The sequence below is a fragment of the Wohlfahrtiimonas sp. XWW7 genome, assembly GCF_056716055.1.
In genome coordinates, this window is the sequence record NZ_CP168032.1 from 1,742,790 (window position 1) to 1,758,821 (window position 16,032).

11 protein-coding genes are annotated in these 16,032 nt (G+C 38.6%); 8 read left to right on the top strand and 3 right to left on the bottom strand.

The genetic code is table 11. From position 1 onward, the window contains the following. Positions 1 to 14: 14 nt before the first annotated feature. From ACA100_RS08360 to ACA100_RS08370, 3 genes are all read left to right on the top strand, one after another. Positions 15 to 2,075, top strand: coding sequence for a hypothetical protein (locus ACA100_RS08360; protein ID WP_481077248.1), 2,061 nt, complete (start codon positions 15 to 17; stop codon positions 2,073 to 2,075). 84 nt (positions 2,076 to 2,159) lie between these two features. Then, positions 2,160 to 7,514, top strand: coding sequence for a DNA repair ATPase (locus ACA100_RS08365; RefSeq protein WP_481077249.1), 5,355 nt, complete (start codon positions 2,160 to 2,162; stop codon positions 7,512 to 7,514). Between the two features lie 249 nt (positions 7,515 to 7,763). Beyond that, positions 7,764 to 8,690, top strand: a complete 927-nt coding sequence (locus tag ACA100_RS08370) for a hypothetical protein (RefSeq protein WP_481077250.1) — start codon at positions 7,764 to 7,766, stop codon at positions 8,688 to 8,690. Positions 8,691 to 8,751: 61 nt separating this feature from the next. On the opposite strand, the gene ACA100_RS08375 is transcribed toward ACA100_RS08370, so the two are convergent. Beyond that, positions 8,752 to 10,884 carry a BCCT family transporter gene (locus ACA100_RS08375; RefSeq protein ID WP_481077251.1) on the bottom strand — a complete coding sequence of 711 codons (2,133 nt, stop codon included), beginning with the start codon at positions 10,882 to 10,884 and terminating at the stop codon, positions 8,752 to 8,754. Between the two features lie 248 nt (positions 10,885 to 11,132). Here ACA100_RS08375 and ACA100_RS08380 point away from each other — a divergent pair, with 248 nt between their 5' ends. Genes ACA100_RS08380 through truA form a run of 5 tightly spaced genes read left to right on the top strand, consistent with a single transcriptional unit; the run spans position 11,133 to position 14,717 of the window. Beyond that, the gene (locus ACA100_RS08380; RefSeq protein ID WP_481077252.1) at positions 11,133 to 11,528 is read left to right on the top strand and encodes a hypothetical protein; all 396 of its coding nucleotides are present in this window, start codon (positions 11,133 to 11,135) and stop codon (positions 11,526 to 11,528) included. After that, on the top strand, positions 11,521 to 12,132 hold the full coding sequence (gene yihA, locus ACA100_RS08385) for a ribosome biogenesis GTP-binding protein YihA/YsxC (RefSeq protein WP_481077253.1): 612 nt from the start codon (positions 11,521 to 11,523) through the stop codon (positions 12,130 to 12,132). Before ACA100_RS08380 ends, yihA begins: the two co-directional genes overlap by 8 nt. After that, on the top strand, positions 12,125 to 13,102 hold the full coding sequence (locus tag ACA100_RS08390; protein ID WP_481077254.1) for a glucokinase: 978 nt from the start codon (positions 12,125 to 12,127) through the stop codon (positions 13,100 to 13,102). Before yihA ends, ACA100_RS08390 begins: the two co-directional genes overlap by 8 nt. Then, positions 13,099 to 13,938, top strand: a complete 840-nt coding sequence (locus tag ACA100_RS08395) for a MurR/RpiR family transcriptional regulator (RefSeq protein ID WP_481077255.1) — start codon at positions 13,099 to 13,101, stop codon at positions 13,936 to 13,938. Before ACA100_RS08390 ends, ACA100_RS08395 begins: the two co-directional genes overlap by 4 nt. Continuing rightward, on the top strand, positions 13,938 to 14,717 hold the full coding sequence (truA, locus tag ACA100_RS08400) for a tRNA pseudouridine(38-40) synthase TruA (RefSeq protein ID WP_481077256.1): 780 nt from the start codon (positions 13,938 to 13,940) through the stop codon (positions 14,715 to 14,717). Before ACA100_RS08395 ends, truA begins: the two co-directional genes overlap by 1 nt. 44 nt (positions 14,718 to 14,761) lie before the next feature. On the opposite strand, the gene ACA100_RS08405 is transcribed toward truA, so the two are convergent. Continuing rightward, the gene (locus ACA100_RS08405) at positions 14,762 to 15,337 is read right to left on the bottom strand and encodes a YceI family protein (protein ID WP_481077257.1); all 576 of its coding nucleotides are present in this window, start codon (positions 15,335 to 15,337) and stop codon (positions 14,762 to 14,764) included. After that, positions 15,337 to 15,918, bottom strand: a complete 582-nt coding sequence (locus ACA100_RS08410) for a HutD/Ves family protein (RefSeq protein WP_481077258.1) — start codon at positions 15,916 to 15,918, stop codon at positions 15,337 to 15,339. The genes ACA100_RS08405 and ACA100_RS08410 overlap by 1 nt, the downstream gene beginning before the upstream one ends. Positions 15,919 to 16,032: the final 114 nt, after the last annotated feature.

Consider the following 16,032-nt stretch of genomic DNA (forward strand, 5'->3'; position numbering starts at 1 on the left):
TATAGGAAAGTCATATGCCAGAAAGTGTTGTTTTAGTTTTGTCGGTGATCGGTGTTTCACTGGTCGTTATCTTTGGTCTATTTGCGATCATCAAAGCCTTTTACGTTAAAGTTCCGCAAGGTACAGCTTTGATTCTGAATGACACCACAAGTAAGCCAAAAGTATTCTTCACTGGTAAGTTGGTATTGCCTGTGATTCATAAGAAAGAGTTCATGAAGATCTCATTATTAACGTTGTTAGTAGATCGTCGTGGTAAAGAAGGTTTGATCTGTAAAGATAATTTGCGTGCGGATATTGCCGTTGCCTTTTATATTCGTGTAAATGAAACCACAGAAGATGTATTGAAAGTGGCGAAATCCATTGGTGTGGATCGAGCATCAGATCATCATGCTGTGAGCGAATTATTCAGTGCAAAATTCTCAGAAGCATTGAAAACTGTGGGTAAGCAGTTTGATTTGGCAAAACTGTTTGAAGATCGTTTGAACTTCCGTGAGCGTATTGTGGATGTGATTGGTAAAGATTTAAATGGTTATGCGCTAGAAGATGTGGCAATTGACTATTTGGAGCAAACACCAATAGGTCATTTAGATCCTAATAATATTTTTGATGCTGAAGGTATCAATAAAATTACGGCGATTACAGCGGTTCATAAAGATGAAACGAATAAACGTGAACGTGATTTAGAATTGGCATTGAAGAAGAAAGATACAGAAACATTTGAAGCAAAACTAGAATTAGAGCGCCAACAAGCGGATGCAGAAGCGCGTCAAAAACGTGAAATTGAAACAATTCGCGCACGTGAATTGGCAGAAACATTGAAGGTTCAAGAGGAAGAGCGCCTAAAAGCAGAGCAAGCTCGCATCGTTTCTCAACAAGAGATTGAAGTGCGTGAAGAGAATCGCCAACGTGAAGTGGAAGTGGCGCAGCAAAATCGTATGCGCGCTGTTGCGATTGAAGAAGAGCGTGTCACAAGAGCGCGTGAATTGGAAGTGGTTGCACGCCAACGTGAAATCGAGCTACAAACCATTGATAAAGATAAAGCTGTCGAAGAAGAAAAGCGCGTGATTGCAGATGTGATTCGTGAACGAATCGCGGTTGAAAAAACTGTTGCCATTGAAGAGGAACGCATTAAAGAAGTTCGTGAAGTATCTGCGGCGGAACGTGAAAAGCAAACGATGATCTTAGCAGCACAAGCGAAAGCTGAAGAAGAGTTAGTGAAACAAGTGAAACAAGCTGAAGCAGATGAAACAGCAGCGAAGCATCGTGCTGTTGAAATTAGTACGATTGCACAAGCTAATTTGGAAGCTGCAACGAAAGATGCAGAAGCACAAAAACGTTTGGCTGAAGGTATGGAAGCAGAACAAGCAGCGATTGGTTTGGCAGAAGCGCGTGTGATGCTAGCGAAAGCAGAAGCTGAAGAGAAAGAAGGCTTGGTGCAGGCTCATGTTGCAGGTGAAATGCGCATCGCAGAAGCAAAAGGTATTCAAGAAAAAGGTGCCGCAGAAGCGAAAGCCATTCAAGATAAAGGTTTGGCAGAAGCTAAAGTTGTGGAGGCGAAAGCAACAGCAGTTGAAAAACAAGGTTTGGTGGAAGCATCCATTATTCGTGAAAAACTCCGTGCAGAGGCTGAAGGTTTGGTTGAGAAGTTCCAAGCAATGGGTACTATGACAGAGGATTCTCGTTCTCATGAAGAGTTCCGTTTGGCATTGGAAAAAGGCTTTGAGCAAGCGATGGCTTCAATCACTGCTAACCAAGAAATTGCACGTGAACAAGCAGATGTATTGGGTGCTGCATTGAGCAATGCGAAGATGGAAATTGTGGGCGGTAATGATCAATTCTTTGAAAGCTTCTCTAAAGCAATTAGCGTCGGTAAAGCAATCGAAGGTTCAGTGAATCAAAGCCCAATTTTACAAACAGCATTGCAATCGGTTTTAAGCCGCATTAATCCAAATCAAAATGCTGGTACAGCTACGGATAATAGCAATCCTTTAAAAAATGTTGATCTAAATGCATTGGCAACGCAGTTTTTAGGCTATCAAGGTAAGAAAGATCAGGATGATCAAGTGGAACCATAATCTTCCATCTTTTTGAAATCTAGAAAAACATAGCGAGGTTTCTCGCTATGTTTAATTGAATGTATTTTGAATAAAGTCGTGAATATGTCAGAAATTGAACAGAAAGATCAAAACCAAGAAGTGTTGGACAGTGCCGTTGCAGAAGGTGGCGCTTATGAGATATTAAGTCGCAGATTAAATGCATTAGGTACAGAGCTTCAACAAAATATTGACTCGTTAAATACCCAGCGCTTAGAAGAGTTTGGTAAAAGTGATATGGAAGTGATCGGACGAATTCGCATTCGTACGGAAAACAACTGTATTGCACGTGATATTGTGCGCTTTGGTGATTGGTTGCTGTTTGGTTACAACGTCTTTTTGGGCTTGAAAAAAGAGACGCACATTGATGATGTTTTTTCTCTCTATCGATTGGTTGAGCATGACGGTGCATATGATGTGGAAGCTGCACCGATTGAAGATACTTTCCTAAATATTGAGCGTTTTGTGCAGGATTTTAATGAGCTATATACTTATTACAAAAATGCGCAACTGCTTCAATTGGTGGAGCGTGATGGCAAGCTGTTAGCAAGCTTTCAAATGGGTGAGCGATTAAGTGATATTCGCGTATTTCGTTGGTCGATTTCTAGTGATAAACAGACGATTGAATACATTGATAATCGTGGTGAGCGAGATATATCTTTGCCACCTGCTTATGATTTTGAATGGCTTATAACAGATAGAGAAAATATCGTTAATGGGCGTTTTCCTCATATCAATATTTTAGATACCGTATTTGTGGAAACCATTGGCGGGCAGTTGACCGTTAAATGTGAAAATAATACGAATGATGGTTTGGGGATTTATAGCGAAGAAGTGATGGATAAGAACCAATCCATCAATGATGGTAAGATCGAATATGCTCAAGTTGGCTCATTGATCTTATTGAAGATATTACCTTACCGAGAAGATGCGTGGCGTTATTTGGTCTACAATACGATGACGCAAAAAGTACAGCGCATTGATGCCATTGGCCTTGCTTGCATTCAATTGCCAGAAGATCACGGGATTATTTTCCCAGGCGGTTATTATCTACAAAATGGTGATTTTAAAACGTACGAACACAATATGAACGGCATGCGTTTTCGTCGCATTCGTCGTTCGCCAAATGGCGAAGATGTTCTATATATTTTTTATGATGGTGCAGAAGGCCGTTTAGCGCTCTTTAATTACAATATGATTGAGCGAACATTGGCGAATCCAATTTTGGGCCAAGGTTATGCGGTGTTTGAAGATGGCAGAATGGTTGTGTTTGAATCTGCCAATAATGAAGCAACGCGCGTTCATCCTATGCAGATTTGGCAAACACCATTTTTCAGCGATGAATATTCAGCAAAGCAGCCGAATAGTAATAGTTTGCTTGGTAGAATTGGCAATCCTGAGTTAGTGCGCGGGATTTCCGATCTATATCATGTGGTGCGTGAAATTGGTGATCAAAGTGTATCATCGGATCGTTACAGTTTATTGAGTGAAACAACGAAACAATTATTTGATCGTTATTTTTGGCTCAATGATGAAAAGAATTTTCCGTTTGCGGGCATTTTACGTTCAATCTCCCAAACCAGCGAATTGGTTTTGGATGAATATGAAAAAGTAGAAGCGATCCGTAAGCAATCTGATACTGCAATGCGAGAAGCGATGACAGTACAGAAAACACTGTTATCACAGCTATACGCAGATAGTTGGCAAGAAACCGATGAGTTTGTGGATGCATTGCATGCCATTAATATGCAACTTGGCCGATTGGTGACATTACGCGGTTATCGTTACATTGATCTCAAAGAGATTGATGAGATGGAAGCGCAAATGAAGGAGCGCCAAGCGCAAATTTCTCGCGCAACGGCAGAGTTTTTAGCTGATGAGCGCTCACTTCAACCTTTCTTAAATAGAATCCAAAGTGCTGAAGCGGCAACGCAACAAGCTGTCAATACGGCGCAATTACAAGCTTTATTGACAGATTCTGATGATATGTCCAACGATTTGGATATGTTGTCCACATTAATGGCAACATTGAAGTTTGATGATGTCACATTGCAAACGACCATTGTTGAATCAATCGCCGAGGTTTATTCTAAGCTCAATCAGATGAAGGCGCGCATCATTCAAAAGCGCAAATCTTTATCCTCAACAGAAATGGTGGCGCAATTTGGTGCGCAATTTAAACTCTTTGGGCAAAGTGTTGCGAATGCATTGAATTTGGCGATTACGCCAGAACGCTGTGATGATGAATTATCCCGTTTATTGGTGCAATTGGAAGAGTTGGAGAATCAATTCAGCGAAAGTGATGAGTTTTTGGCAGACATTGTTGCCAAGCGGGATGAGGTTTTAGAAACCTTTGAAGGGCACAAACAGCAATTATTGGAAGAACGCCAACGTAGAGCACAATCTTTGCAAACAGCGGCGAATCGTATTTTGGAAAGCATTCCAAGAAGAACAGCACGATTCAATGATGTAACAGAGCTTAATGCGTTTTTTGTGACGGATGCTTTGGCTGTTAAAATTCGTGAAATCACCGAAAAACTTAGAGATCTGCATGATAATGTCAAAGCAGATGATATTGAATCACGCTTCAAAAGTGCTAAAGATCAAGCAGTTCGATCGTTGCGGGATAAATCAGAAATTTTTGAATCGGGCGGTAATGTTATTCGCTTGGGTAAACATCGCTTTAGTGTGAATACACAGGAGCCTGATTTAACCATATTGCCAAGAGAAGATTATCTTTATTTGCAATTGACGGGCACAGATTATCAAGAACGCATTAATAATGAGATCTTGGCGCAGTATCAACCTTTTTGGAATATGATGCTAGAATCAGAATCACCAACGGTTTATCGCGGTGAATATCTGGCCAATAGTATGATTGTTGCGGCAAGAAATAATGAAGAAGGTTTAACCACAGGCATTTTACATGCTGCGATTACGAATCCTGAAAATTTAACAAAGCTGGTACGAGATTTTGCCGCTAGCCGTTATCGTGATGGTTATGAAAAAGGGATTCATGATCACGATGCTGTACAGATTTTACAAAAATTAGTGCCATTACATGAAACGGCTGATCTATTACGATTCAGTGCGATTGCAAGAAGTTTGGCCTTATTGTATTGGAATACAGAGCAAGATAAAGATGTACCAACATCGTGGATTGATCGTGCTAAAACAAGCATGGATATTTATACACTATTTGGTCATAAAGATGGTTTAGTTGATCTTCAAGAAGAAGTTGAGGTGACATTATCCATGTTCTATGGCGAACATCCTATCGAGCATGATCCCATTCATATTAAACATGCTGCTGAGTATCTGATCGATGTATTGGCAAGAACGCCACAAGAGTTTTACTGTAGCCGCTATGGCCGAGAGTTGGCATTGGGATTACAGAAAAAACTAGAAGATTCACATATGTGGCATAATTTTACTCATTCTCAACAGGCTTTGAATAACCGCTTTGCAGCGCGTTGGCAGTTGATAGAAAACTGGTTGAAGGGGTTATGTACATTGACTGAATTTATGACGAAAATTCGTTACATTCCAGAAGCGATTATGCTGATCATGTTGGGAAATGAAGGTAAAGTGGTTCAGCGTTTTAGTGAGATCGAATTGGATATAGAGATCTCGGATTTATTGGGTGAACATTCGAGAATATCCCAAGGTAAAATGTCCATTAATCTCGATGAATTCTTCAAACGCTTGCGCCGTCATCGTTTGTATGTTGTGCCAGAGTTTAGAATCTATTTGGAAATGCGCCAAGCAATTTTGGTAGAGCAGCGTGAAAAATTGCGTTTAGATGAATTTAAAGCGAAACCTTTGAGCTCTTTTGTGCGCAATAAATTGATCAACGATGTATATTTCACAATCATTGGTGATAATTTAGCGAAACAAATGGGCACAGTGGGCGATAATCGTCGTACGGATTTAATGGGCTTGTTGCTCCTGATTTCGCCGCCAGGTTATGGTAAAACGACATTAATGGAATATGTGGCAAATCGTTTGGGCTTGATCTTTATGAAGGTGAATGGCCCAGCTTTAGGGCATGATGTTTTGTCATTAGATCCTGATCAAGCACCGAATGCCACCGCAAGACAAGAGCTAGAGAAGGCTAACTTAGCCTTTGAAATGGGTAATAATGTCATGCTGTATGTAGATGATATTCAGCATACAAATCCTGAATTCTTACAGAAATTTATATCATTATGTGATGGTACGCGAAGAATTGAAGGTGTTTGGAATGGTAAAACTAAAACTTATGATATGCGCGGGAAGAAATTCTGCGTTGTAATGGCGGGAAACCCTTATACAGAATCTGGTGAAGTTTTTAAAATCCCTGATATGTTAGCCAACCGTGCAGATATTTATAACTTAGGTGAAGTTTTAGGCGGTATGCAAGATGCATTCATTTCAAGCTACATTGAAAACTCATTAACATCTAATGCTGTGCTATCGCCTTTGGCGCTGCGTGATTTGAAAGATTTGTATCAATTTATGGATCATGCTGAAGGCAAGCCCATGAATGCAAGTGCTTTAAGCTACGATTATAGTGGCGCGGAAATTGCGGAAATTACGACTGTATTGAAACATCTAATGAAGATTCGTGAAGTGGTCTTTAAAGTGAATCAGCAATATATCGTGAGTGCTGCGCAATCTGATAAATATCGGACAGAACCACCGTTTAAGTTGCAAGGTAGTTATCGTAACATGAATAAAATGGTGGAGAAAATTTCTGCGGTGATGAATGATGCAGAGATTAACCAAGTGATCAATGATCACTACATTGGTGAAGCGCAACTATTAACATCAGGCGCGGAAGAGAACTTGTTAAAGCTTAATGAAATTCGTGGCACTTTAACGGATGCAGAGAAAGAGCGTTGGGCACAGATCAAACGAGACTTCGCACGCAATAAATCTATGGGCGGCGATGATACAGATACGGGCATGAAGATCGTATCGCAATTAGCTGAATTGGCAATGAGCGTGAAAGATCTCAATTTTGCGAATCATTTGGTGTCATTAACAGAAAGTATTCGCTTAATGGGTGATCAGCAAGATGCAACGAACGCGAGCCTTAAAATCGCAGATGAAGTGACAAAGTTATCAGGTGCTTTGGTTTCCAGTAACAATAGCAAAACCAATGCTCAGGCTTCATTACACATTGCAGCACAAATTGCGAAGTTGAGTGAGAAACTCGATGAGTTTAAAGACAATGATGACTTACGCAATGTGAATCGTTATGCGGCGAAACAAATGGGTGAATTGGTTAAAGGCGTGAATAGCTTAAAAGATACAATGCAGATGAATAATCCGCAATATATTGTCCACCGATTGGATGCCCTTGTGAAAGGTGTTGAAGCTTTGGGCGGCCGCCGAGAAATACGATTAATTAAAGAAAATAGAATTGTGACTGAATAAGTAATAGCAAAGCCCAAATAGATATTATTTGGGCTTTTAATTATGTATTTAAGAATATACAAACATTGCTGATGATAAAACGCCTGTCATAAATAAAGATTTCAATTTCATGGGATGCTCCGTGTAATTGGTTATAAATTAAGTTAGGTATATTTATAATATTTTCCGTGAGATAAGAGAAGTTGAACTATTTTATATGGCAGTTTAAAAAAACTTATGATGTATTTTGTTAATGGATTGGGAAAAATAATGAAAAAATGGTTAGTATTTCTGGCAATGTTTATTAGTCAAACATCGATAGCAAATGAACTTAAAAATTATAAGTTTGAGTTTTCTATCAATAATATGCATTGTTCTTTTAGAATTAATGGTGTACCAATTTATACAACTTTTGGTAGTTATCGTAATCCTATTGGTGTTACATCTGGTTATACTGCAGGTCATGCATTGGACAATGGTAGAAATGAGATAGAAATTGAAGCCTATAATATTACTGATGTTTTTAAGTTAGGTGATCAAGCTGATGGATACTGTCAGGTGATTATCAATGAAATTAGTAAAGATGGTATTACTGCCATAGCGTCTCTAAGAGTTGTTTATAATGATGAAAATAAATTATCTATTGATTATCCCGCTAATTTGGGTCAGAGCAATATCTTAGAAAAAGCTGGGATAGAATCGATTCCTAACAGAATGGTAGGGAAATTTGATACTCCACGTTTAATGGCGAAACGGGGATTTACAATTCAGCATCCAGCTAATTTAAGTTGGCGAAAGGCAATACCATTTACGGATACCCCTGAAAATAAAAAGAAAGTTTGGGAAAAGTATAATGAGTTACGCAATGCTTTGAAAAAAAGTGATGTTGCATCATTCACAAAGATGATGCAACCAGGTTGGAGTGATGTAGCAGCATTTGAAGGTAGAACAACAGATAATTATGCAAAGATGATGGAAAATTCACTTTTATTAGATTTTTTAGATCTTAAACCACAATATTGGGTAGATACAAAAATTGAGGATTATGATTTACGTTTGTATGCAGGTGGTCGTTTATTTCAGTTAGTAGCTAAAAATGCTGAAAATGGCTCACCTATTGAGATTCAAACAAATCAGGTAACCACATTAAATCCAATGTTAATGTATTTGGATGGCGAAATTCAAGTTGCTTGGTAAGCATAAAAAAGCCCAAATAGGAAAACTATTTGGGCTTATGTTTTAAGTGAAATTTAATAGTTTAAGCTTTGGTTGGTTCCTCTGCTGATCCATTAGTTGTTTCATCACTTGTTGTATTGTCATTGTCTTTAGTCACAGTTTTTGTATCAAGATCATAGTCATGCTCCAACTGGAAATCATGAATAAACTGTAGATGATTCGTGTATTGATCCACAACATCATTGCTTAAACTTTCTTTGCTATAGCCCATAACATCATAGCCTTGAGCGCCGTTATCTAAGTGAACTTCTGCGCGGAAATATTTTTGTAGATCAGGATCAACATCCGATACATCAATAGAAGAGAAATTAGGTTTCAAATAATGACGTGCTTTAATTTGATACATAAAGTTATCATTTTTACCATGATCCACTTCAAACAAAATATCATCATCACTTTTACGAGTGATGGTTGCTGTGATGCCTTGTTTTGATAATTCTGTGGCGATTTCTTCAAATGCAGGTTGAACAACGCCATCAATGAATCGAATCACATGATCACGACGAGGATAAAGTACTAAACTGCGCAAACGTTTCTGCCAACCGCCTGATACAAAGCTTGATTGGAAGTTATTGCTTGAGTTGTTTCTGCTTTCACGCTTACCAAAATCGACGCGTAAAGCTTTAAACAGCCCATAAAGTGAGAATAGAAGAATGATGCTGAATGGGAAGGCAGAAGCAATTGTTGCAGTTTGTAGTGCTTCCAAGCCATTTGCACTCATTAATATGATGGCAATCACGCCAGTGATAACGCCCCAATAAATACGCTGCCATAATGGTGTTTGCGTTTTAGTGGAAGAGAGCATATCCATAACAATTGCACCTGAGTCAGCACTTGTGATGAAGAAGATGAATACCATTACAATGCTTAAGCCTGATAATACAGAAGCCCAAGGGAATGATTCTAAAAAGATGAATAATGCTAACGATTTATCAGTATTAATTGCATCAACAATTTCGATCATGCCATCGTTACGGATCATATCGATTGCAGAGTTACCAAATACAGTCATCCATAACAATGTAAAGCCTGCTGGCACCAATAAAACGCCCAATAGGAAAGTACGGATTGTGCGGCCACGAGAAATACGAGCAATGAACATACCTACAAATGGTGACCATGATAACCACCAGCCCCAATATAGGATTGTCCAACCGCCGATCCAATCTTTAGGATCTTTTGGTTCATAAGCATATAAGTTGAATGTTTTATTCACTAAGTCTGATAAATAGCTACCAGTGTTTTGAATATAAGCTTGGAAGAGATCAACAGTTTTACCGCCTAAGAATAAAACTAATAACATCAATGCCAAAGCCATGTAGAGATTGGTTTCTGAAAGGATTTTGATCCCTTTATCTAAGCCAAGGCTGACAGATAATGTTGCACATGCTGTTGCAATTAAAATGATTGTGATTTTAATGCCACTGACTGACAATAATGCATCAGGATTTTCACCATAGGAAGATAATGCATAGCCAGTTAAATAATCTAAACCTGCATAGATCTGTTCTACACCAAAACCTAAAGATGTCGCAACACCGAATGCTGTACCAATGACAGCGAAAATATCAATCGCATCACCAATTCTGCCGTAAATACGTTCACCAATGAGTGGATACAGTGCAGAGCGTAAAGCTAATGGTAATTTATGACGGAAGCAGAAATACGCTAAGATTAAGCCAACGATGGCATAAATAGCCCAAGCATGTAAGCCCCAATGGAAGAATGTCAAACGCATTGCTTCAGTGGCTGCTTTAATGGTTTCAGGTTCGCCAACAGGCGGTGCAATGTAATGCATCACAGGTTCTGCGACACCGAAGAACATTAAGCCGATGCCCATTCCTGTAGAAAAGAGCATTGCGAACCAACTAAAATTACTATAAGTCGGGCGAGAATGATCAGGTCCTAAGCGAATATCACCAAAGCGGCTGAATGTGATGAATATGGCGGCACCTAATACAATGGCAACTGAAAGTATGTAGTACCATTTTAAATTATCTACGATCCATGTTTGAATCGCACCGAAAAACTCTTTGGTATTAGGCACGAAAATGGTGATGCATAAAAGCGCTATTATGAATATGTTGGCACCTACGAACACAGGAATGTTCAGGCTATTAAGAAACTTGCTTCGAGTTCTTATTGTATTTGACATAAAAAATCCTTGATTTGTTCAAGTTATACCCTCATCGCAAGGGCAAGAAAAGATTGACGATGAATGACAAAAACGAGCAAAGTCGTCAGAAATCATTTATCATGCCTGTCGGCTATTGGTATGGGAATAATCCCAAAAAAAGGAAACATTATAACATAAATGGTATATCATCCCAAAAGACAAAAATTTTTGATAATCTTCCTTAATTCACGCGATATTGATCAACTTAATAGACATAGAATATTAATATGAAACGAATGACTTTATTCTTAGCTTTAATAACGCTATCATTTTCCTATGGGCAGCTGACATTTAACTCACTGGAAAAAATGAACCAAGCTTTTACATTTAAACAGCAAAGTATCATTGCGCGATTGATGTCAACGCAAGAGGCACAGATTAAAGAAGGTGCAATGACAGAGTTTGAATCGCGTTGTATCGCTAGTAACATTGTAGTGATGTTTGGCGATGATAATGCAGAGCGCTTTGTCGCGATTGCTGAAAAAGCTTATGAGCATCAAATGGAATCTCTATCGATAGATGAGATTAATTTTATGCAAACGATTAACGACAAATACATGTCTGTACTAGCGATTGTTGCAGAAGAATGTAGTCAGGAACCTCAGAAAGAACAAGATGAGTAATTTAATTCAACGCTTTCATGCGACAAAATTTTTAACGAGTGCAAATCAATTGAACCAATTGCCAGAAACAGATGGCCATGAGGTTGCATTTGCAGGGCGATCCAATGCGGGAAAGTCTAGTGCTTTGAATGCGCTAACATCTCAATCAACATTGGCGCGCACAAGTAAAACACCTGGTCGCACACAATTGATCAACTACTTTGAAGTGGACCCTAAAAATTATTTAGTGGATTTGCCAGGCTATGGTTATGCCAAAGTGCCAGAGCGTATTCGTGCTCATTGGCAATCTGTCATCCAAGGTTATTTTGAAACTCGTAAAAATTTAACGGGTTTAGTGATGATGATGGATGTTCGTCATCCGATGACAGTACTGGATGAACAGATGCTTCGTTGGTGTGAATCACAAGACTTGCGCGTGCATATTCTTTTAACCAAAGCAGATAAATTAAAGCGCGGCCCAGCCAAAACATCATTATTTAAAGTACAAGAAGCATTGAAAGAGTTTGCAATGCCTGCAACGGTGCAACTGTTTTCAGCAACGGATCATACGATTGGTTTGCAAGAAGCATTAAAAGTATTGAATGAATGGTTGCCTTGTGAATAATGAAGTACGGGCTTTAATTGCAGATATAGGTGCGACACATAGTCGTGTTGCTTCTGTGTCATGTGATGATTTAACAAGTTATCACTCTGTTGAAATTTTTAAATCTGCTGAATTTAATGGGCCAGATGAAATCATTCAGCGTTATTGTGCTGAGAAAAATATAGATTTGCCCAGTTTAATCTTGCTCGCCATTGCAGCGCCTGTAGAGTTAAATGATATTCAATTTGTGAATAATCATTGGGCATTTAAGTTAACAGATATTCAAGAAAGGTTATTACCTGCTCAAGTGCATTTTTTTAATGATGTAGAGATGTTAGGCTTTGCGCTACCACATTTGCCAAATACATCTTTACTACAGATTGGGCAGGGTGAATTACAGGAAAAGGCACCTAAGATCGCAATATCATTGGGTTCAGGCATTGGCACAAGTTTAGTGATTCATCATCATGATTGGTTGTCCATTCCATCGGAAGGTGGGCATTCAACAATGATGTTAGAAGATGAGTTTATCTATGAGTTTTGGGATTATTTAAAAAAATTGCATAAATCAGAGATCATCGTCGAAGATTTCATTGCGGGTAAAAAGGGGATTCCTCAATTGATCGATTTTTTATATATGCGATCAAATGAAGAGATGTCAAAACCAACGGCAATTGAGCTAGTTGAGCGTTTAATCAACAAAAAAGATGCATTTGCTGTACAACTTTTTACACGATATTGTGCTATGATTGGCAATGTAGCTAAAAACTACACTTTAATTACGGGAGCTAAGTCTGTTTACCTTGCTGGTGGGATCATTCCTAGATTTTTAGAGTTTTTTGCGCAGTCAGAATTTAGATCGGCTTTTGAAGCCAGTGTTTCTGTCGGACGATTACTCGAAAATATACCAACATTTGTGGTGACAGATCCATATCCTGCCTTAACTGGATTAACTCGAAAAGTTGCTTATATGGAGGATAGAAAAGAGTGATTTCACATATTAAGAGCCATCGTGACAAACTAAGAAAATCAGAAAAATTAGTCGCGGACTGGATCATGAGTCACCCAAATGATGCAGCTTCTTTATCTATTGGTATGTTGGCAAAAACAGTAGGTGTTTCTGAGCCAACGGTGATTCGTTTTTGTCGTGCATTAGGATTTGATGGCTATCATGTTTTTAAACAAGAATTAGCGGAATCATTGAATGCAGGTGTTCCATTCATTCATAGTAATGTTTCTGAATCTGATAACACGAAAGATATTATCAATAAGGTCATTACACAAGCCTCTGCAGCTTTGCTTCGTACTAAAGAATCTTTAGCGCCTAAATCTATTGATCAAGCAGTGAAGATTTTATTGAAGTCTTCTAAAGTTTTATGTATTGGTCATGGCGCTTCCAACGTCGTTGCGACGGATATTCAGCAAAAACTTTTGCGTGTTGGGATTACAGTTTCTGTATTCAGTGATCACCATGTCCATTCACTGGCTGCATCTTTAATGAATAAAAAAGATGTAATGATTGCAGTTTCTCATACAGGTCGAAGTCAGGATATTTTGGATTCTGTGAGATTTGCGAAAGAGTGCGGTGCTTCTGTTATCTCTTTCACTAGCAAAAATTCACCATTGGGTGAATTGTCTGATGTAGTTTTAGAATCAGGCGCGACAGAAGATACTAAAGAGTATATTCCAATGATCTCTCGTTTGGCAGATCTGGCGATTGTGGACGTTTTATTAGTGAATTTGGCATTGAAACGAGGTTCTTCATTCATTGAAGAAATGAGCCGTTCTAAAGCGATCATTGAATCTAAGCGAGTACGCGATCAATAATGACAGTAGAAGAAAATATCGTGCTATCTATTGCTTATGATGGCACAAATTTCCGTGGCTGGCAGGCGCAAAAAGTGCCGCCAGTACGTTCTGTAGAATCTGTTTTAGTGAAAGCCATTGAGAAAGTGGCAAATCATACCATTGATCTTATGTGTGCAGGTAGAACAGATGCTGGTGTACATGCACGTAATCAGGTTGTGAATTTTAAAACCACTTCTGAACGCACAGATTATTCATGGATTCGTGGCATTAATACTAATTTACCAGATGATTGTGGCGTGAATGCTGTTTATCGTGCGCCTTTAGATTTTCATGCTAGATACAGCGCAAAAGGTCGTTTTTATCAATATGTCATCTGTAATAAGCCTTATCGTTCTGTGATGGATCGTTTTTATACGACATTTATCAATTATCCTCTGGATGTTCAAGCCATGCAGTTAGCTGCCAATGATTTGGTGGGTGAGCATGATTTCAATGCTTTTCGGTCGAGTGAATGCCAAGCGCCAACATCTATTCGCGAGATATTTTCTATCAAGCTTCATCAAGATGGCGATTATATTTACATTAATGTTCATGGTAATGCTTTTTTACATCACATGGTTCGTAACATTGTCGGTGTATTATTAAAAGTAGGCAGTGGTAAAGCGCCCATCACTTATGCCAAAATGGTTTTGGAGAGTTTAGATCGAAAGCAGGGCGGAGTTACTGCGCCAGCATCTGGTTTATTTTTAGATCATATAGATTATGATTGGGATTTGTTAAAAGTCCGCGGTGAGTAAACTATAGCGAATATGAGAATATTCGCTATTATTTTATATGGGCATTATTCTTTTGCAATGGCTTCCACTGTGATGTTAACGGTAATTTCATCACTGACAGCGGGTACAAAAGCTCCCATGTTAAAGTCAGAACGATTGAATTTTGTTGTTGCATTAAAGCCCACAGCTTCTTTATTTGCCATAGGATGTAGACCTTTTTGATTGAGTTTTGCCTGCAGGCTGATCTCTTTCGTAATGCCTTTAATGGTTAAAATGCCGTACACTTGGTATTGATCATTCTCTAATGGTATGATTTTATTGCTTTTAAAGGTGATTTCTGGGAATTTTTCGGTATCGAACCATTCACTGCTTTTTAATTTATCATCGAAAATATCATCGTTTGAATTGATATTATCCGCATTGATCACGACGTTAACTTTAGCATCTGCCATGTTAGCTTGATCCAACGTGATTTCACCATTGATGCCTTTAAAATTAGCACTTGGCGTTGAATAACCTAAGTGATCCCAGCTGAATACTGTTGCTGTATGAGATGGATCGATTGTATAAGTCATTTCTTTGGCTGAAGCAAAAGTCAAAGAAGAGAGTATGACAAATGCGGGAATGATTATAGATTTCATTATGGCTCCGTTGGACAAAATTCAGAAATTTCAGCAATTAATAAAGGCGCTGTTCTCGTTTGTGTTTGAATGGTGATGCAGTTTGGATCAGCTTCTGAAAATAAAACAGCATCAAAGGTATTCAGTTCATTTTTATCTAGCTGACATGGTTTGAGTGCTAGAATTAATGTAATCGGGGATTTACGCTGATAGGTTTGCCCATCATTGAAATCAGCATGTACCAAAGAGTGTTTGGCATAATTGTTATTGGTCATCACGCCAAAATCTAATGCTGGTTGTGAGCAGGCTGTCATTTCTGTGGGTAACGTGCCGCTGAATGTAATCGGTTGTCCATCACGATGTAAATCTACTGATTGCCCTTGGATATTTAATGTGATTTTTTCACCCGTTAAAAGGGCTAAGCTTCTTGTGACATTATCAAAATTTGAAAATGGACCAATGTCATTGACAGTTGCAGCACTGATGCGCCATTGAAAGTCAGAAATATTAGCATTATCAGGATATATGGCGATTTGACGCGTGCTACCTTGTCCATTTTTCCAAGGCATTTCTGCTAAATCATTAAAAGTAATTTTTTTCATGAGACATCTCCAATCTCTATCAAAGAATAACTATGAATCATATTATATGACATATAAATATGGTGTATAAAAATGCCTAACATAATTGTTAGGCATTTCAATGAAAGTCGCTTG

Coding starts and splice junctions, on each gene's coding strand:
- ACA100_RS08410 (WP_481077258.1), bottom strand. CDS start 15,918: ATGAAAAAAATTACTTTTAATGATTTAGCAGAAATGCCTTGGAAAAAT.
- ACA100_RS08380 (WP_481077252.1), top strand. CDS start 11,133: ATGAAACGAATGACTTTATTCTTAGCTTTAATAACGCTATCATTTTCC.
- ACA100_RS08365 (WP_481077249.1), top strand. CDS start 2,160: ATGTCAGAAATTGAACAGAAAGATCAAAACCAAGAAGTGTTGGACAGT.
- ACA100_RS08375 (WP_481077251.1), bottom strand. CDS start 10,884: ATGTCAAATACAATAAGAACTCGAAGCAAGTTTCTTAATAGCCTGAAC.
- yihA (WP_481077253.1), top strand. CDS start 11,521: ATGAGTAATTTAATTCAACGCTTTCATGCGACAAAATTTTTAACGAGT.
- ACA100_RS08360 (WP_481077248.1), top strand. CDS start 15: ATGCCAGAAAGTGTTGTTTTAGTTTTGTCGGTGATCGGTGTTTCACTG.
- truA (WP_481077256.1), top strand. CDS start 13,938: ATGACAGTAGAAGAAAATATCGTGCTATCTATTGCTTATGATGGCACA.
- ACA100_RS08370 (WP_481077250.1), top strand. CDS start 7,764: ATGAAAAAATGGTTAGTATTTCTGGCAATGTTTATTAGTCAAACATCG.
- ACA100_RS08405 (WP_481077257.1), bottom strand. CDS start 15,337: ATGAAATCTATAATCATTCCCGCATTTGTCATACTCTCTTCTTTGACT.